General features: G+C 65.1%; 16 protein-coding genes. 10 read left to right on the top strand and 6 right to left on the bottom strand.

Annotated elements, in window-relative coordinates:
• The 3 genes from ACR9ZJ_RS07885 to ACR9ZJ_RS07875 all read left to right on the top strand — a co-directional run.
• A partial coding sequence (locus ACR9ZJ_RS07885; protein WP_481287438.1) for an FtsX-like permease family protein occupies positions 1 to 2542 on the top strand: 2542 nt, incomplete at its 5' end.
• Positions 2542 to 3612 (top strand): lipocalin-like domain-containing protein, encoded by a 1071-nt coding sequence (locus tag ACR9ZJ_RS07880; protein WP_481287437.1) that lies wholly within the window; start codon positions 2542 to 2544, stop codon positions 3610 to 3612. The genes ACR9ZJ_RS07885 and ACR9ZJ_RS07880, both read left to right, overlap by 1 nt.
• A gap of 262 nt (positions 3613 to 3874) precedes the next feature.
• A complete protein-coding gene (locus ACR9ZJ_RS07875; protein WP_481287436.1) occupies positions 3875 to 4444 on the top strand; it encodes an energy transducer TonB in 570 nt (189 codons plus the stop codon).
• On the opposite strand, the gene ACR9ZJ_RS07870 is transcribed toward ACR9ZJ_RS07875, so the two are convergent.
• Both ACR9ZJ_RS07870 and ACR9ZJ_RS07865 read right to left on the bottom strand, forming a co-directional pair.
• Positions 4430 to 5554 carry an RMD1 family protein gene (locus ACR9ZJ_RS07870; RefSeq protein WP_481287435.1) on the bottom strand — a complete coding sequence of 375 codons (1125 nt, stop codon included), beginning with the start codon at positions 5552 to 5554 and terminating at the stop codon, positions 4430 to 4432. The genes ACR9ZJ_RS07875 and ACR9ZJ_RS07870 overlap by 15 nt on opposite strands.
• A gap of 94 nt (positions 5555 to 5648) precedes the next feature.
• Positions 5649 to 6542 (bottom strand): LysR family transcriptional regulator, encoded by an 894-nt coding sequence (locus tag ACR9ZJ_RS07865; RefSeq protein ID WP_481280220.1) that lies wholly within the window; start codon positions 6540 to 6542, stop codon positions 5649 to 5651.
• Positions 6543 to 6628: 86 nt separating this feature from the next.
• Here ACR9ZJ_RS07865 and ACR9ZJ_RS07860 point away from each other — a divergent pair, with 86 nt between their 5' ends.
• Positions 6629 to 7417, top strand: coding sequence for an NAD(P)H-dependent oxidoreductase (locus ACR9ZJ_RS07860; RefSeq protein WP_481287434.1), 789 nt, complete (start codon positions 6629 to 6631; stop codon positions 7415 to 7417).
• A 202-nt stretch (positions 7418 to 7619) separates the two neighbouring features.
• Here ACR9ZJ_RS07860 and ACR9ZJ_RS07855 read toward each other — a convergent pair whose 3' ends face one another.
• Positions 7620 to 8990, bottom strand: coding sequence for a S41 family peptidase (locus ACR9ZJ_RS07855; RefSeq protein ID WP_481287433.1), 1371 nt, complete (start codon positions 8988 to 8990; stop codon positions 7620 to 7622).
• Positions 8991 to 9078: 88 nt separating this feature from the next.
• On the opposite strand from ACR9ZJ_RS07855, the gene ACR9ZJ_RS07850 reads away from it, so the two are divergent.
• Positions 9079 to 9678, top strand: a complete 600-nt coding sequence (locus tag ACR9ZJ_RS07850; RefSeq protein WP_481280223.1) for a winged helix-turn-helix domain-containing protein — start codon at positions 9079 to 9081, stop codon at positions 9676 to 9678.
• Here the strand turns inward: ACR9ZJ_RS07850 and ACR9ZJ_RS07845 are convergent.
• Entirely contained in the window at positions 9675 to 10637 is a 963-nt protein-coding gene (locus ACR9ZJ_RS07845; RefSeq protein ID WP_481287432.1) for an AraC family transcriptional regulator, read from the bottom strand. The genes ACR9ZJ_RS07850 and ACR9ZJ_RS07845 overlap by 4 nt on opposite strands.
• Before the next feature lie 94 nt (positions 10638 to 10731).
• Here ACR9ZJ_RS07845 and ACR9ZJ_RS07840 point away from each other — a divergent pair, with 94 nt between their 5' ends.
• From ACR9ZJ_RS07840 to ACR9ZJ_RS07830, 3 genes are all read left to right on the top strand, one after another.
• Positions 10732 to 11967 carry an MFS transporter gene (locus ACR9ZJ_RS07840; protein WP_481287431.1) on the top strand — a complete coding sequence of 412 codons (1236 nt, stop codon included), beginning with the start codon at positions 10732 to 10734 and terminating at the stop codon, positions 11965 to 11967.
• Positions 11968 to 12188: 221 nt separating this feature from the next.
• Positions 12189 to 12839: a hypothetical protein gene (locus ACR9ZJ_RS07835; RefSeq protein ID WP_481287430.1), complete on the top strand. Its 651-nt coding sequence runs from the start codon at positions 12189 to 12191 to the stop codon at positions 12837 to 12839.
• Between the two features lie 35 nt (positions 12840 to 12874).
• Positions 12875 to 13654 (top strand): YkgJ family cysteine cluster protein, encoded by a 780-nt coding sequence (locus ACR9ZJ_RS07830; protein WP_481287429.1) that lies wholly within the window; start codon positions 12875 to 12877, stop codon positions 13652 to 13654.
• A gap of 248 nt (positions 13655 to 13902) precedes the next feature.
• Here ACR9ZJ_RS07830 and cydB read toward each other — a convergent pair whose 3' ends face one another.
• Together cydB and ACR9ZJ_RS07820 are read right to left on the bottom strand one after the other, a co-directional pair.
• Positions 13903 to 14910 carry a cytochrome d ubiquinol oxidase subunit II gene (cydB, locus tag ACR9ZJ_RS07825; RefSeq protein WP_481287428.1) on the bottom strand — a complete coding sequence of 336 codons (1008 nt, stop codon included), beginning with the start codon at positions 14908 to 14910 and terminating at the stop codon, positions 13903 to 13905.
• A 5-nt stretch (positions 14911 to 14915) separates the two neighbouring features.
• On the bottom strand, positions 14916 to 16334 hold the full coding sequence (locus ACR9ZJ_RS07820) for a cytochrome ubiquinol oxidase subunit I (protein WP_481280229.1): 1419 nt from the start codon (positions 16332 to 16334) through the stop codon (positions 14916 to 14918).
• Positions 16335 to 16554: 220 nt separating this feature from the next.
• Between ACR9ZJ_RS07820 and ACR9ZJ_RS07815 the strand changes: the two genes are divergently transcribed.
• Both ACR9ZJ_RS07815 and ACR9ZJ_RS07810 read left to right on the top strand, forming a co-directional pair.
• Positions 16555 to 17313, top strand: coding sequence for a COG4705 family protein (locus tag ACR9ZJ_RS07815; protein ID WP_481287427.1), 759 nt, complete (start codon positions 16555 to 16557; stop codon positions 17311 to 17313).
• Positions 17314 to 17389: 76 nt separating this feature from the next.
• Positions 17390 to 18502, top strand: a complete 1113-nt coding sequence (locus ACR9ZJ_RS07810; RefSeq protein WP_481280231.1) for a calcium:cation antiporter — start codon at positions 17390 to 17392, stop codon at positions 18500 to 18502.
• The last annotated feature ends 4 nt before the right edge of the window (positions 18503 to 18506 follow it).

Genomic DNA, 18506 nt, shown 5'->3' with positions numbered 1-18506 from the left:
CTCGTGCTTTCGCCGAGGGGTCTGGTCGAACGTGGCTAGGGAGGCGTCCCCATCTGTCGCTAGCCGCTGGCTCGTGTGGAGCGAGTGGCGCGCGTATCCGGGCAGGGCACTTGCCGCCGTGTTCGCGATCGCGCTGGGCGTGGCGCTGGGATTTGCCGTGCACCTGGTCAACGCGTCGGCGCTAGGGGAGTTCGACAAGGCGGTGCATGCGGTGAGCGGGGCGGCGGATATCAAGGTGCGCTCGGCCAACGCTTTCGGTTTCGACGAGATGGTCTATCCACGGGTTGCACGCCTGCCGGGGCTGGACGTCTTTCCTGTCGTTGCGCTTTCCGCGCTCGTGGACGGCAAGACTCCGGTCTCGCTGGAAGGCATCGACGTCCTGCGCGCTGGCGGAATGGGGCAGGGTGTCTCCAACGGCGCGTCGGAAGGATTCGCCGATGTCCTCTCGGGTCGTTCGGCGTATCTATCGGCGGCGGCGCTCGCTGCGACGGGACGCAAGGTAGGCGATTCGATCACGCTCGGCGCGAACGGTCACGCGATCCGTGTTCGCATCGCCGGTACCCTGCCATCGAGCGCGAACACGAACGCCGCGACGATGGACATCGCCGCCGTCCAGTGGCGCTTCGGTATGCTCGGCCGTCTCCAGCGCCTGGATATCCAGCTCGCACCCGGCGTCGGCGCCGCCGGGGCGATGCGTGCGATACGCGCGGTATTGCCGCCCGATGCCATCGTGGCGGATACCGCCAGCGAAGCGGCGCGCAACGACGGACTTTCAGCCGCCTATCGGGTGAACCTCGACATGTTGGCGCTTATCGCCTTGCTGACGGGCGGTTTCCTCGTTTATTCCGCGCAATCGCTGTCGGTGGCAAGGCGGCGTGCGCAGTTCGCGTTGCTACGCGTCCTGGGAATGCGGCGCAAGAAGGTGTTGGGACAGGTGCTGACAGAGGCCTTGATCCTGGGCGTGGTCGGGGCGGGTTCCGGGGTCGCGCTCGGGCTTGGCCTGGCGTCGCTCGCGTTGAACCTGCTGGGTGGCGACCTTGGTGGCGGTTATTTCCACGGCAATGCGCCGCAACTCGTCTTCGCGCCCTGGGCGGCGGCGATCTTCGGGCTGCTTGGCATCGGCGCGGCGGTACTCGGCAGCATGGTTCCCGCCCTGGCGGCCTCGCGCATCCTCCCGGCCCTGGCGATCAAGAACGTCGGCGACGTGGTCGATCCACGCGTTCGTGCGCGTCCATGGCAAGCGGTCGCATGCCTGGCGGGAGCGCTCCTGGCGTCGATGCTGCCCGCGGTGGGCGGGATCGCGCTGTTCGGCTACGTGGCGATGGCGCTGTTGCTGGCCGGTGGCGTTATGCTCATGCCCTGGCTCGCCCGTACGCTCGTTTCCCCGCTGCGGCATGTGCCCATTCGCAATGTCCCGTTCCGGCTCGCCGCCGCCCGACTTTGGGGTGCGCCGTCGCAGGCGTCCGTCGCGTTGGCGGGTATCGTGGCGTCCACCGCGTTGACCGTGGCGATGGCGGTGATGGTCACCAGCTTTCGTGGTTCGGTGGAGCGATGGCTCGGCGATGTGTTGCAAGCGGATGTTTATCTGATCGCGGACGGCGGAAGTGGAGGGCTCGATGCCACGACGCTGGAACGCCTGCGCAAGGTACCGGGGGTGGCATGGTTGGGCGTGCTTAAGGAGACACCGCTTCAGTTCGATGCGCGGCGCCCTGCCGTTACGCTTCTCGCGCGCACTTTGACGGGGCCGGGCGGTCACCTCGCATTGATGGGGCCCCGGATAACCGTTCCCGCCGGCGCGATCCCTGTGTGGGTTTCCGAGCCCGCGTCGCGGATCTACCACTGGAAGCCGGGCGACACGCTGACGTTGCCTTTGCCCGGTTCGCCAACGGCGAGGGTTGCCGGCGTGTGGCGAGATTATGCACGCCAACACGGCGCGATCGTCATGGAAGAGGGGACCTACGCCCGCCTCACCGGCGATCGCAGGCGCACGGGCGTATCGGTGCTCCTCGTTCCCGGCGCCAACATCGATACGGTCAGTGCGGGCCTGCGTTCGGCGGTGGCGACCGATGGCGTCGGCGTTACCGTGAGCCGGCCACAGGATATCCGCCGGCAGGCGCTGGAAGCCTTCGATCGCAGTTTCCTCATCACGTACCTGCTCGAAGGCATCGCCGTATGCGTCGGCCTGGCGGGCGTCGCGGCGACCATCGGTGCGCAGGTACTTTCGCGCATACGGGAGTTCGGCATGCTGCGTCACGTGGGTGCGTTGCGCCGCGATCTCGTTCGCATGTTGCTCATCGAAGGGGCACTGTTGGGGCTGGTGGGTGGCATCGCCGGTGTCGCGCTCGGCGTGGCCATGAGCCAGGTGTTGATCCATGTCGTGAACCCACAGTCGTTCCACTGGACGATGGACACCTTGCTGCCGTGGCCCTTGCTTGGCTGGGTCATCGCCGGGCTGGCGGTGGCGACATCCGGCACCGCCCTGGTCGTGGGCCGGAGCGTGCTTTCCGCCGATGCCGTGCGCGCGGTGCGGGAGGATTGGTGATGCGCATGCTTCGCCTTGTCGTGCTGTCGTTGCTGGGGTTCGCGGCGTGTGGATGGGCCGACAACCGCGTCACCTACGCACCGGTGCCCGTGGATGCACCGGTAGTGCTGCCGCGCGACCACGGTGCGCATCCCGATTTCAAGACCGAATGGTGGTACGTCACCGGATGGTTACAAACGAAGGGCGGCCCGGTCGGTTTCCAGGTGACGTTCTTCCGATCGCGTCTGCCTTTCGACGATGGCAATCCCAGCCGTTTCGCGGCCAGGCAGGTCATCGTCGGGCATGTCGCGCTTGCCGATCCCGCGACAGGGCATCTCGATCATGGGCAGCGGCTCGCACGCGAAGGCTTCGGCCTGGCCGAGGCGGCCACGGGGGATACGGATGTCGTGCTCGACGACTGGCGTCTCGTGCGTAACAAGGATGGCAGCTTCACGGCCCGTGCCGGCACGGCCGGCTTCGCCCTGGACTTGCGATTGAACGGCACCCAGGCCGCCCTGCTGCAAGGTGACCATGGCTATAGCCGCAAAGGCCCTGGGCAGGGCGAAGCGAGCGCCTATTTCAGCATGCCGCATCTGACCGTCACGGGACGGTTGACGCGCGGCACGCACACCGAAGCGATCCGCGGTGAAGCGTGGCTCGACCGAGAGTGGTCGTCGAGCCTGCTCAATCCTCGCTCGGTGGGCTGGGACTGGGCGGGCCTGAACATGGACGATGGAAGCGCCGTGACAGTGTTCCGCGTGCGCGACGCGCAAGGCCATCCGGTATGGGCGGGCGGCAGCGTGCGCGCGGCGGACGGTGCGCTCACCATTCTCGGCCCCGGGGACGTGGCCTTCTCGCCTCGTCGCCACTGGCACTCGCCACGTACGGGTGCGGACTATCCGGTCGAGACCACGGTGTCGGTCACGACCCCGGCCGGTACGAGGCGTTTCGAACTCCGCCCCTTGATGGACGACCAGGAGTTGGATACGCGGCGCACCGGCGGGCCGGTCTATTGGGAGGGTGCCGTGGAGGTGGGTGGAGGCCGGGGCTATCTCGAACTGGTCGGGTACGGCGGCAAGGTGAATCTTTGAGGCTTGTCACAGGAGAGGGAAGAGGGAAAGTTCTGATGGAAGCCTGGTGGGAGCCGACCCTGTCGGCGATGGGAGCTTGCCGTAACCTGGCCCGCTGCCGCGGGATCGCCGACAAGGTCGGCTCCCACCATGTTGCCGTAACTTGGCCCGCTGCCGTGGACGGCCGACAATGCCCGCCGGATCTTGCGGCACGGACGAGCGTTGGCACCTTTTGTTAATGTTCGGGCTGGGGTGGGTAGAGAACTGACAGAGGGAATCCCTGGTGCTCATTTTTACGTCTGGCGGTACACGCACTTCCATCCTTGCGGCCGCCTTGTTTCTTGCCGGATGCCATGCCCAGCGTCCCGTTTCCGCTGAAGCTGCCAAGCCGAATGCGACGGGCGAAGTCTCCTATGCCCTGTTGCCATCGGCCAGGGAGGGCCAGTACCAACTCAAGCAGGACGAGAATGCGTATGGAGCCGTACCCATCACGCATGATCCTCCCGCCTATCCCCCCGCCTTGATGGGCAAGAATCTTTCCTCCGCGGTGGTCCGGGTGAAGGCGATCGTGGATGGCGAGGGGCGCGTCACCGAGGTGAGGGACCTGGACACGTCGACCGGTCCGGAACATGCCGCGTTCTTCGATGCCTGCCGCGAGGCGGTGGCGCGCTGGAAATTTACGCCCATGACGGTCGTGCAGGAAGTCGAAGACAAGAAGGGAAACATCACCGAGGTTCGCAGGACCGCGCCCTTCAGCCTCGACTATGCGTTCGATTTCGAGATCGTCGACGGGCGGCCCGGTGTCAGTACGGTCACCGATACGACGCATGCAGGGACTTCAGGCGTGCAATAGCGATATGCCGATTTCCACGATGATGAGCACGACGATGGCGATCTCGAGCAACTCGGCACGCCGGCTGGAGGCTTCGTCGTAGAGCGCCGCATAGGTGTCCCGGACGATGGCGAGCTTGCGATCGACCGAGGCGCTCAGCGCGGGTACGCGGAACAAGGACAGTGCCGTGCTGTAGACGCGTGCGAGGTAGACATCTTCGGTGACCTGCAAGGCGTTGTCGACGCGTTCGGTCAGTTCGGTGACCTCGGCGACGAGGGTATAGAGCCGCCGTGCGAGGTGGGCGAAACGACGCGATGCGAAAAGCGACGCGGCGGTTCGTGCCTTTTCCACCTGGTCGTACATGCGTGGAAGCTCGTTGTCGAGGAGGATGTCGTAATAGCGCAGTTCGACCAGCTGGGCGTTGGCCACCTCGATGACGTCCGCCACGTCCGAGTCGCTTCGCGGCTCGTAGACGAAGGCGCGATCCCAGTTCAGGACGACGAGGTCGTCGGCGTAATAGGAAAAGTTTCGTGACAGAAGCTCCTTTCGGGAGGCCCTGGAAAGCGGGCGAGTCTCCCCCGACAGCACTTCCGTCAGGTCGAGGCGCTCCTTCAGCGTCTCCGCGTCCATGGGTTCGTCGAACGCCTGGACGGTCGCGATGAGGTAATCCTCGTCCAATCGTTCGCCTTCGGCGGGACGGTCCAGGGCGGGACGAATCACCTCGTGCACACGGTCCAGGAGATCGTCCCAGAACGATGTCCGCGCGGACGGGCCGAATCGAGCGTCGATGGTGGCGACATCCTTGACGTAATCGGGCCAGGACCGATCCGTGCATGGTGCGCGAAGCGAGAGCGTCGCCACGCCGAAGTCGTACAAGCGGACCGAGACCGCGGCCCGCACCGGCCCGCCCGCAAGCGGAACATGGATCTCCCCCAGTGAAAGCCATAGCGGAGCGACGCCGAAGGCGACGGCCTTGGGTGGCGTGCTTGAAAGATAGGAACGGTTGAACGCGGTATTCGCATGCGCCGTCCACAGGCGCTCCGCCTGCGCCAGGTCGATGCTATAGGCGATGTCGACCAATCGCAGGACGATCAATTCACCGGATGTGACGACGGGATGGGCGGCGGCCATGGTAAGAGCCTCGATCTGGATGCCGCCAGTGTAGGCAGACGATTGTGAAATCCCGACGTTCGACGCGTAACATGCGCCACGCCGCGTGCCTGTGTCAGACGGAAGCCGCGATATGCTCGCGAAGCCACATGTGCGCTGGATCGCGATGGGAGCGCTCGTGCCACAGCATCACCATTTCGAACCCGGGCACGTCCACGGGTGGCTCGACCACCCGCAGTCCCGGGGCGCGCCTGACCAGGCGCTCCGGTGCCATCGCGACGATGTCGGTGGTCGCCAGTACGGACAGAAGGAAGAGGAAATGGGGTACGGAGAGAACCACGCGCCGGCTCAGTCCCCGTTTGGCCAGCGTTTCGTCGGTGATGCCGTGGAAGCCGCCACCGTCGGGTGAAACGATGGCGTGTTCCAGCTTGCCGAACTGGGACAGGGTGGGCCGCCGCTTCAATGCGGGATGTCCCAGTCGACCGGCAAGCACATAGCGCTCCGTGAACAATGCACGCTGATGGAGTTCCGGCGGTGCCATGTCCTTCGTCCGGAGGGCCAGGTCGATGTCGCCACGCTCCGTCAGGCGACCCAGTCGTTCGGGCGTGATGTCGAGCACCGCGAGGCGCGTACCCGGCGCCGCGGCGCGCAAGCCGCGCATGGCGGGAATGAGTACCGTCGATTCGCCGTAGTCGGCCGCGGACACGCGCCAGGTCTGGTCCGCCACGGCCGGATCGAAAGGGGCGGTGGGTGCGACAGCGCGCTCCAGCCCATGGAGTGCTTCCTTCAATGGCCCGCGCAGCGCTTCCGCACGGGCCGTCGGCAGCATCCCCCGTGGGCCGGGAAGCAGGAGGGGATCTCCAAAAATGTCCCTGAGCTTTGCCAGGTGCACGCTGACCGAAGGCTGCGAAAGATGCAGGCGCTCTGCGGCGCGGGTCACGTTGTGCTCGGCAAGAAGGACATCCAGTGTCACCAGCAGGTTGAGGTCGATCCGACGGAGATTAGTCATGACTATAGCTGCAATTGAATAAATTCATTTTGACTATACCTGACGCGACCTCATCATGGTGGCATCCCGGTTTTTTGGAGCTCGTCATGAAAGTCCTTCTCGTCTATGCCCACCCTGAACCCAGGTCGCTCAACGGTTCGATAAGGGATTTTGTCGTCAAGCGGCTCACGGAGGCGGGCCACGAGGTCCAGGTCTCCGATTTGTATGCGATGGGTTGGAAGCCAGCGTTGGATGCAGCCGATAGCACCGAGTGGAACGAGGACGAGCGCTTCGATGCCTCAAGTGCCTCGGCACGTGCCTTCGCGAACGGGCATCAAAGCGCCGACATAGCCGCGGAGCAGGAAAAGCTCCGGTGGGCGGATACGCTCATCCTGCAATTTCCCCTGTGGTGGTTCTCGATGCCCGCGATCCTGAAAGGATGGGTGGACCGCGTATATGCGAACGGCTTCGCATACGGTGTCGGTGAGCACTCCGACCAGCGTTGGGGCAACCGTTACGGCGAGGGCAACCTGGCCGGGAAGCGGGCCATGCTGATCGTCACCACGGGCGGATGGGAGTCGCATTACAGCGCGCGCGGTATCAACGGGCCGATGAACGACGTGCTGTTTCCCATCCAGCACGGCATCCTGTATTTCCCCGGCTTCGACGTCGTGCCGCCGTTCGTCGTCTACCGCACGAGCAAGGTCGACGAAGCCCGTTTCGCGGCGACTTGCCAGGCGCTCGGTGAACGGCTCGACAACCTGTGGGAGACGGCACCCATTCCTTTCCTGCCGCAGAATGGCGGTGCTTATGCCATTCCAGAGCTTACGCTGAAGGACGGGATCTCGCCCGGCAGATCGGGTTTCGGCGCGCACGTCGTCCATGGGGAGGCTTGACCGTCAAGCGTGGCAGCCATGGGGGCATCGCTGTCTCCTTGGCTGTCATGCCCGATGGCTTTTTTTTCGAAAGCACACTGCGAGGCTTCGTTGCTCTCGCATGAACTCGCCTGTGCCGAAACTCTCTTCCATGTCTTTCCTCCGCGAGTCGGCTCAGGCCTGTGTTTCCACATAGCCTCCACCCATAGCGGACCTTCGCAAGTCATCTGGAGCTACTGTTCGGGGGTAGCGGGCCATTCGAGCCCAGCAGCAGCGCGTCCACTGCGGCCTGCTGGTGGAGCGGGTCGTCGGGAACCGGTAGATCGGGCTCGATATAGGTGGTCGTCGCCGTTTCCGAGGGGCGGTCGAGCACGAACCGAGGATAAAATAACAGAAGGCCGGTGTTCGGCAGGCGGAGGCTCTGAACGCTGCCCGACTGGCGCGCGCGGACCGCGCCGCCTACCCCGGCGACCTTGGCGAAGCCGTAATCTTGAACCACATTGCTGAAGAGCACGGCGGAGGAATAGGTAAGCGGGCCGACCAGCACATAGACCTGTCCTGCGAACCGTAGTGGCTCGTCGGCGGGCGGCGTGGCGGCGGTCTCGATCACGCCGGAGACGACCTCGCCAGCGATCTCGCCCGGCGCTCGCGGTTGAAGCACCCGCTTGATGTATCGTGAGCCATGCTTGTAGGGCCGGTCAGCGATATAGCGGAGCAAGCCATCACGCCACATGTCGTCGTCGCCACCGCCGTTCTGGCGGATGTCGATGACCAACCGGGTCACGCCCGCCGCGGCGATCCTCGCAAAGCAGTCGCGAGTGAAGGCGAAGAACCGCGTCTTGTCCGGCCATGAAAACGCAGCGGCTGTCAGGACGGCTCCTTGCTTCCTCACATCGCATTGATAGGTGCGTTCGAAGCTCGCTTCCTCCTGCAGTATGGCCGGCGTCTCGCCGCTGCCCGCTATGGTCTGGCGGCCGGCGTCGGCCAGGTCGATGTCGAACGCGACCGGCGATCCGTAGACCTTGGCGTAGAAGAGCCACCAGCGCTTGGCCAATAGAGCGGATCTGGATGTGGGCGTGTCGCCATGCACGCGAGCCAACAACGCCCTCACCACCAGGCCTGCGTCCTGTCCGTTGATTTGCCGAATGCGTTGGCCGGCGAACGGCGTCGGCGCACCGCCCAGGACGGAGACGATCCGCAGAGCGCCTTGCGCGTCCAGGCTGACTTCGAATGGGAAGAAAGTCTTGCCTTCAGCCGCCGCCTGGGCGCTCTCCTTCCGCCAATCGGGCAGCCCGATGAACAGGTGGCCATCCGCGAGCACTGGATTGAGTTGCGCCAGCGCGGCCCAGGCCTGGGCCCGGGTCATCGGATGATCCAGCTGGCGGTCGACCCGCCGCGCGGCGCGCTCCAACTGTACCCTGCCTACCGAATGGGAGAGATCTGGATGGTTCTGCTCGATCGTATCGACCGCCAGCCGCAGGTCCGCGCGGAGGCCAGTGACGGAGATCGGCGCTTCCACCGCCTTGGCTGCGCCAGCGGCCAGGGCCGCGGCCATCATGGCTAAACCCAGCCTCTTGAAGAGATTTGCTTCCAAGACCCGTTCCCAATTCCGACGACGACGAGGTTGCCAGCGCGCCCTCATGTTGAAATAGTATCAGTAAATTTCAACAAGAGTCCATGACATGGTTGAGCCATTCGTCCAGCGCGCTGTTCGCGACCCGGGGCAGATCCGGCTTCTGAGTTCGGCCGTGCGGCAGGAAATCGTCGACACGCTGGCCGCCCTGGGTGGCGAGGCGAGCGTTGCGGCCATGGCGGTGCACCTGGGCCGTCCGGCTGACGGCCTCTACTACCACCTGCGCGCCCTGATCGACGGTGGGCTGGTGGAAGAGATCGCCGTCGTGGGCGACGACGAGCGCCGCTATCGATTGGCTGGCGAGGGGGACGGCCCGTTGCGGCTAGCCTATGACCTGGGACCGCAGGGGAATGGACGCGAACTGGGCGCGTTCGCCCGCGCGCTCCTCCAGATCGCCGCCCAGGACTTCGAGGCCGCCCTGACGTCGGCGGAGGTCCTTACCGAGGGACCTGGGCGCGAACTCTGGGCTTCGCGCAACAAGGGCTGGCTGAGCAAGGAGGATCTACGGGAAGTCTCGCGGCTCCTGGAGCGACTCAGCGCGCTGACCAGCCAGCCTAAGGCGCCCGGACGCGAGCGGCTAATGAGTTTCGCCTTCGCCCTGGCGCCACTTCGCCCCCGCTCCAAGCGGCGGCCCAAGGCGGCGGACTAGAGCCCGCTGGCGCCACGCACGGCGCCCGGCGGGCGTCCCATCACGCGCTTGAACGCGCGGCTGAACGCCGCGAGCGAACCGTAGCCCAACCGGAAAGCGACGGACTCGATCGGCTCGCGTTCGCGTCCGATCCACTGCGCCGCCAACCGCATGCGCAGTTCGGTGAGGTAGCGCAGTGGCGTCATGCCGGTGGCCTCGAGGAAACGCTCGGCGAACACCGAGCGCGAGCTGCCCATTTCCGCGGCGAGCTCGGCAACGGTCCAGTTCCTCCCTGGATCGCGATGCAACGCGACGATCGCCTTGCCAAGGCGCGGATCGCGCAAGGCCTGCACCCATCCGGTGGCGTCACCGCAACCGCATTCGACCCAACCACGCACGATGATCGCCGAGACGACGTCGGCGAGACGGGCGAGGATGCCGGCGAATCCCGCCCGCTTCGCACAGGACTCGCGTTCCATCGCATCCAGGATGGGTGGCAGTTCTGGATACTTCTCCAGCAAGGTGCCTACCTGCATCACTTCAGGCATGGCGGCGACCAACGGCTGCATGCCGCCCAACTCGAATTCCATGCAACCGCTGAAGACCAGCGCGCCGTCCTCGCGGGTGGCGACAGGGCAGTCAGGGTGGATGTCGTTCACGGTCTCGCACAAGGGCGTGGTGTCGAAGCTGGCGATATCGCGGCAGGCCACGTCGGACGAGGAAAGCAGTGTGTGGGAGCTTCCCTGCGGCATGAGCACCGCGTCGCCCTTCGAGAGCGAGTACAGCGTGCCGTCGCTTGTCCGGAGCAGCACCGGCCCGCGTCCGACGAAGTGGAATTGTGCCCGGCCTGGCGCCGCGTGGAAGGCGATACCGAACGGGCGGGCGACCTCGATCCGTCGGTACTGCACGCCGTTCAGGCGCATGCCGAGCAGCAGTTCGCTGGCGGGATCGGGGGCGCGGTTCGGGGCGAGTGTGGCCATGGTCGGACGCAAGATCAAGTATTGAGGATTCAGCATCATATACCGTCCGGCGCCTGAGGCTTAACCTGCCGCTTTCCTTGATGACGGATGTGACATGAACAGCTGTGTGGAAGCCGCCGTCGCGGCACCCGAGGAGGTCCAGCCCGCCTGGGGCGCGGTCTTCGCCATGACCCTGGGCGTATTCGGCCTCATCACCGCCGAATTCCTGCCCGCCAGCCTGCTTACGCCCATGGCGGCCACGCTCGGCGTGACCGAAGGGATGGCCGGGCAGACCGTGACCGCCACCGCGGTGGTGGCCCTGGTGACGAGCCTGGTCATCGCGGTGGTGACGCGCAACATCGACCGGCGTTGGGTGCTACTGGCTTTCTCCGTGTTACTGGTCGGGTCGAACCTGTTGGTCGCGTTCGCGCCCAATCTCACGGTGGTGTTGTCGGGCCGCGTGCTGCTGGGCATCGCCATCGGTGGTTTCTGGACGATGTCCGCCGCCACGGCGATGCGGCTGGTGCCGGAAGCGATGGTGCCGCGTGCGCTGTCGATCATCTTCAGTGGCGTCTCGGTCGCCACCGTGGCGGCGGCGCCTCTGGGTAGCTACTTCGGCCACCTGATCGGCTGGCGAAACGTCTTCCTCATCGCCACCGCGATCGGCGTGTTCGCCTTCATCTGGCAACTTTTCACCCTGCCGCGCATGGCGCCGACCGGATCGGCGCGCATGGGAACGCTGGTGGAGGTGATGAAGCGGCCGGCAATGCGCATGGGCATGATCGCGGTGGTACTGGTATTCACCGGCCACTTCGCCTTCTTCACTTACTTGCGGCCCTTCCTCGAAGTGGTCACCGGTGTCGGCGTCAATGGCTTGTCCGGGATGTTGCTCGGTTTCGGCGTCGCCAACTTCATCGGCACGTCGCTGGCGGGCTTCGTGCTCGAACGAAACCTGCGCATGACCCTGCTACTCATGCCGTTGGCGATGGGCGGCATGGCTCTCGCGCTCGTCGTGCTTGGCCGCGCGCCGGTGGCCGATGCCATCCTCGTGGCGCTATGGGGCATGGCCTTCGGTGCCGTGCCCGTCGCGTGGACGACGTGGATCACGCGCACCGTGCCCGACGAGGCCGAGAGTGGCGGTGGTCTTATCGTCGCCGCCGTCCAGCTGGCCATCACGCTCGGTGCCGCGGTGGGTGGCGTGGTGTTCGATGCCACCGGGGCGAAGGGTGTATTCGTCGGCTGTGGCATTGTCCTGCTGGTCGCCGCGGCGACGATCGCCACGAAGCTTCATCCCGTCTCTCCCGCCTACGACGACAACAGGGATTTCATCGGCGAAGCCGACGAGGCGTGAGCGACACCATATTGACCCTGGGCGATGTAGCCGGGGACAATGCGCACCACTTCCCCAAAGACGGGCATACCCATGAAAGACGACCCTGGTCGGTTCGTTTCCCATACGTAGCACCGTCTCCGACGACATCCGGATGCGGTGAATAACCATCCGGCTGTCGTTTTCCAAGCGATAGCCCTCCAGTGCGACCGGCAGCAAGGCTCCGGTTGCCGAGGTGCAGCATGTCCCGGTTCTTTCTACTCCTGTTGGCCATGGGGTCGGTATTCGTCAGCCTGCCGAGCTTCGCCTCGGGCGGTAGCTATCTCGTCGACGACGCGGCCATCACGCCCGCATCGCATTGCCAGCTCGAAAGCTGGATGCAGTTCCGTACCGCGGCCCGAACCGTGACCACCGTGCCCGCATGCTCCTGGGGCGTCGTGGAGTTCTCCGCGCAACTCACCGGCGGTATTCATGCGGGGGCGGGAAGCGTGGCGCCCGGCGCGAAGTGGCAGGTGTTCAACGGGTCGCGTGTGTCGACGGCGCTCGATGCCGGCCTGACCGTGCAAGGCGGGCGTGTGCATGGGGCCGTCGCCTATGCGGCTTCCACCGTCCAGCTGGACGAGGCGGGACGTTGGCTGTTCAACGTGAACCTCGGTGCCACGCACCAGCGAGGCGAACCGACGCGGCGCATCCTCGGCGGCGGTATCGAATTCGCCGCGTCGGCCAGCGCCACGCTGCTTGCCGAGGTACTGGACACGGCGGGTTCCGGGCGGACCTTGCAGGCGGGCGTCCGGCTGCCTTTCGGCGACAACAGTATCGATCTCGTGCTGGGCCGTGCCCTCGGCCAGCAGGCCGACCGCTGGATCAACATGGGCCTGAACCTGGCGTTCTGAGACATACTCGCGTTTTGCATATCGCGCGATCCGTCATGACCATCCACTTCTCCTGCACCATGTGCGGCCGTTGCTGCAACGGCCTTCGTCTGCCCGTGGGTGTCGACGAAGCCATCGCCTGGCTTCGCGACGGCGGCGACGTGCAGGTGTTCTGCGAGGCGATTCCCTGGCCGGAAGATCCAGCCGCCGACAATCTTCCCGCCTGGTACAAGCACCGCCGCTCGTTTCCCGCGACGAGCGGCCTGTTGCCGCTGCGCGTGATCGTCTCCTTCATGGCGACGTTCGAGGGCCCGTGCCCGAACCTCCAACCCGATCTGCGTTGCGGGATCTACGAACGCCGTCCGCGTGCCTGCCGTGTGTATCCGGCGGAAGTGAACCCGTTCTTCCAGGTCGATCGTGCCGGCAAGCTGTGCCCACCCGAAGCATGGCAGGCCGAGGGACTCTTGCAGAACGACGACGGCGAGTGGAGCGACCCTGAAGTGGCCCGGGCGGTCGTGGGGATGCGTGAGGCGGACGCGCGCGACGCAGGGGTCAAGGCGCGGGTTTGCGCGGTGCTGGGCATCGACATGGGCGGACTTTCGAACGAAGGGGTGGTCGTGCATGCGCCCGAGCGGGGGCGCTTGTTGGCGGCGCTGGAGTCGGCGCTCGATGCGGACGGTACCTTCGGTGGTACGAAGCCCGGATGGTCCATCGTGAGTAACCGCAAGGGAACGCTCGAACTCTTGCGTTCGGCGGGCACGGTATCGTTGGGCGCTTCGGAGGTCGGGTCGGATGGGGTGAGTTACATGGGTTTCCTGGCAGGCGACGCGGAGTAAGCGGCTGCGCATCTGTTCGGGACGTCGCCCGAGGTTCGGGCGCACGGCTCCCTTCCGGCTCGTGACGCGACAGGCTTCCGCGAGCACCCATCGCCGCTGAAGCGGCTCCCACAAGGAGGTGAAGGCCGTGCAAGGTCAGCGAGGGATCAGCAGCCGGAAGAAGAGGGCCACGAGGGTGACCGCGAGGACGCCCCCCGCGTAAAGCAAGACAAACCATGCCGCCTGTCGCCATCGGCTGCGGGTGGGCATCAGTGGTAGCCCTCGTCGCTGGCCCTCACCTTGCCCCGGAAGACCCAATAGGCGAGGGTGGTGTAGGTGAGGATGATCGGAATGATGATGGCGGCGCCGATCAGGGTGAATACCTGGCTCGACCGCGGCGCCGAGGCCGTCCAGATGTCGACCGTCGGCGGGACGATGTTCGGGAAGATACTGATGATCAATCCGGTGTAGCCAAGGAACAGGATCGTCAGGGTCAGCAGGAAGGGCGCACGGTCGGCACCGCGGCGTACGCAGACCAGGATGCCGATGAGGCAGGCGATCACCAGGATGGGCACCGGCAGGAAGAAGAAGAGATCCGGTAGCGCGAACCAGCGCTTCGCCACCGATTCCTGCCCCGCGATGGTCCAGATGCTCACGATGCCGACCGTCGTGCCAAGCGCGAGCGTCAAGGGGCGCATCAACACCGCCATGCGGCGCTGCAGCTCGCCTTCGGTCTTCATCAACAACCAGCCGCAGCCCAGGGTCGCATAGGTCACCAGCAGGCCGATGCCACTGAACAGGTTGAACGGCGAAAACCAGTCGAAGGGGCCGCCGGCGAACTTGCCGTCGCGTACTTCCACGCCTTGCAGCAAGGTGCCGAGAATCACGCCCTGTGCGAACGTGGCCACGCCGGAACCGGCGATGAAGGCCAGGTCCCACAGGTGCTGCGTGCGCCGGGCCTTCGCACGGATTTCGAAAGCCACGCCACGGAAGATCAACCCGCAGAGCATGGCGATGATGGGCAGGTAGGTCGCCGGCAGAAGGATCGAATAGGCGAGGGGAAACACGGCGTACAGGCAAGCGCCGCCGAGCACCATCCAGGTCTCGTTGCCGTCCCACACCGGCGCCACGGTGTTGAGCATCACCTGGCGTTCGCCCTCGCGGTCGAAGAAGGGAAAGATCAGGCCGATGCCGAGGTCGAAGCCATCCAGCATGACGTACATGAACACGCCGAACGCGATGATGGCCGCCCAGATGATTGGCAAGTCGATAGGCATGGCGGTTACTCGTCGATGGAATCGGTGGGACGCGACAGCGGGCGATGGTCGAAACGTTCCCTGCCGCGGCCGGTGTCGCCGGCCTCCGCACCGGCCTCGTCGTGGGGCAGGTTCGGCCCCTTCGCCATCAGCTTGAGCATGTAATAGATGCCGGTGCCAAAGACCAGGAAGTACACCATCACGAAGATCATCAGCGATGTGCCGACCTGGTCCACGGTGATGGCCGAGACGGCGTCGCGCGTGCGCAACACGCCGTAGACCACCCACGGCTGGCGGCCGGCCTCGGTGGTCACCCATCCGGCCAACAGCGCGATCAGGCCCGAGGGAGCCATGAACAGGGCGAAGCGCTGGAACCAGCGTGCCTCGTACAGGCGGCCGTTGCGCCGCAAGGCGAGTCCGCAGACGGCGAGCAGGAGCATCAACAGCCCCATGCCGACCATGATGCGAAAGCTCCAGAAGACGATCGTCGAATTCGGGCGGTCTTCCGGCGGGAACGACTTCAGGCCCTGGATCTCGCCATTCCAGCTATGCGTCAGGATCACGCTGCCCAGGTGCGGAACCTTGACGGCGTAGCGGGTGGTTTCGGCTTCCATGTCCGGCCAGCCGACGAGGTTGAGCGACGTGCCACCTTTCTCGGTTTCCCAAAGCCCTTCGATGGCGGCGATCTTGGCCGGCTGGTGCTCGCGGGTATTGAGCCCATGCGCGTCGCCCACGGCGACCTGGATCGGCACGACCACCAGCAGCATCCACAACGCCATCGAGAACGACTTGCGGATGGCGTCGTCCTTTCGTCCGCGAAGAAGGTGCCATGCGCCGCATGCGCCGACGATCACGGCGGCCACGATGAAGGCGGCCAGCGCCATGTGCACGAGGCGATAAGGGAAGGAAGGATTGAAGACGATCTTGAGCCAGTCAGTGGGAACGATCTTGCCGTCGACCAGTTCGAAGCCCTGCGGCGTCTGCATCCAGCTATTCGAAGAGAGGATCCAGAAGGTCGATATCAGCGTACCCACGGCGACCATCAGCGTGGCGAAGAAGTGCGCCTTCGGACCCACCTTGGTCCAGCCGAAAAGCATGATGCCGAGGAAGCCCGCTTCGAGGAAGAAGGCCGTCATCACCTCGAAGGCCAGCAGGGGGCCGGTCACCGCACCGGCAACGGCCGAGAAGCCCGACCAGTTGGTGCCGAACTGGTAGCTCATCACGACGCCGGAAACGACGCCCATGGCGAAACCGACGGCGAACACCTTCGACCAGAAGAAGAACAATTCCTTGTAGACCACCTTGCCGGTCTTCAGCCACAGGCCTTCGAGCACGGCCAGATAGCTGGCCAGGCCGATGCTGATGGCCGGGAAGATGATGTGGAAGGACACCGTGAAGGCGAACTGCCAGCGGGCCAATAGGAGCGCCGTGTCGGATACGTGCATGGGAATCTCCGTCTGGCATCCAGTCTAGGCCGTGGCGCGCGCAGGGTACGCCGGCGCGACGTTTTGGCACGTGAAGGATTGTCGCAGGACGAGCGGCCCGGCTGAATTGCAGCGTCTTGCCGTGACAGGTGCGTTTCCACCTTCCTGCCATCCGATCAGGAAAAGGTCCTTCTAAGGAGCGCTTCCTAGACTCGATCACTCCCCAAGCGAAGGCCAAAGGATGCGCACTCCCACCTCGATCACCGTCGGCAAGGTGCCGCAGGTCACCGTCGTCTTCTGGATCCTGAAGGTTGCCGCCACCACGCTCGGCGAGACGGGTGGCGACGCCGTTTCGATGTCGTTGGGCCTGGGCTATCTCCTGGCCAGCGGCCTCTTCCTGGCGATCTTCGTCGTCGCGGTCGTGGCGCAGGTTCGTGCGACACGTTTTCATCCCTGGCTCTACTGGGTGACGATCGTCGCCACCACGACCGTCGGTACCACGATGGCCGACTTCGCCGATCGCTCCCTGGGCATTGGCTATGCCGGTGGCAGCAGCTTGCTTCTCGCGGCGGTGCTGGCGTCGCTGGCGGCCTGGTACAGGGCGATGGGCACGGTGTCCATACATCACATCGTGACGCCACGCGCGGAATGGTTCTACTGGGTCACCATCATGTTTTCGCAGACGCTCGGCACCGCCCTGGGCGACTGGACGGCGGATGACGCCGGCCTCGGCTACTTCGGTAGCGCCATGCTTTTCGGTGGCGTATTGGCCGCCATCGCCGTGGTGTATTCCATGCCCCGCGTATCGCGTACCTTGCTGTTCTGGATGGCCTTCGTGCTCACGCGGCCGCTCGGCGCCGCGCTCGGCGATTTCCTCGACAAGCCGCTCGACGATGGCGGCCTGGCGTTGAGCCGCTACAGCGCCACGGTGGTATTGCTGGCGTTCATGGCCTTATGTGTCTGGCTGGTACCCCAACGGCCCGCCGAGACACGGAACTAGCCCAGGCGGTCCGTGTCCCATGGCTTCGGATGCTAGGATTTCGCCCGGCATCCATCTCCACGCTTCGGGAGCAGACATGGGCAGGCGATCCCTGTTCCGTACCGAATGGTTCCTTGCGGTGAGCCTGGTCACCTGTCTCGTGTTCCTCGCCGTGCCGGAGGTGTTGCTCACCGGACTGGAATCGATGGGTTGGCTGGCCGTGGTTTTCGCCTGGCTGTTCCTCGTCGTCCTGGGTTCGGCGGTTGCCGTCGTCCGCCATGCCGAGCATCTTGCGCACCATCTGGGCGAGCCGCGCGGCACGCTCATCCTCACGCTGGCGGTCACCTCCATCGAAGTGATGAGCGTGTCGGCGGTGATGCTTCACGGCGCGAACAATCCGACCCTCGCCCGCGACACGCTGTTCTCCGTCACGATGATCGTATTGAACGGCATGGTGGGGCTTTCACTGCTCCTGGGTGGCCTGAAACACAGCGAGCAGTCGTACAACCTGCAAGGCGCGAATGCCTACCTCGGCCTGATCATCCCGCTCGGCGTCCTCAGCATGGTGTTGCCGAGCTTCACCCGGGATGCCGCCGACTCGCCGTTGAGGTTCTCCCATCAGTTATTTCTGGCGATCTTCGCGCTGGTGCTCTATGCCACCTTCCTGTTCCTGCAGACGCGGCGATTGAAAGGCTATTTCGTTCCGGACGGCATGCCCTCGGGTGGGAAGCGGCCTAGGCCGCGATCCGTCACCCCCCACGGACCGTTGATATCTGCCTTGCTTCTCATCGCGTACATGCTGCCGGTCGTTTTCCTGGTCGACAGGCTGGCGGTGCCCGTCGATTACGTGGTGGAGACACTCGGTGCGCCGGCCGCCCTCGGTGGCCTCGCGATGGCGATACTCGTGGCGATGCCCGAGGGCATGGGCGCCATACGCGCGGCCAATCGCAACGAATTGCAGCGGGCCGTGAACGTCTTCATGGGTTCGGTGCTTTCCACGATCGGACTCACCATCCCCGCGATCCTCATCATCGGTGGCTTGACCGATCATCCGGTGATGCTCGGCCTGCGCCACACGGACCTCGTGCTGTTCGTATTGACCCTGTTCCTGTGCATGGTCACGTTTTCCAGCCGGCGTACGCACTTGCTCCAGGGCGCCGTTCACCTCATGCTGTTCGCATGCTTCATCTTCTTCGCCTTCGCGCCATGAACGG

Source organism: Luteibacter sp. KNZ12-1A (genome assembly GCF_056755675.1).
Note: the sequence above shows the minus strand (reverse complement) of the source record. Positions and strands in the feature narration are given on the sequence as shown.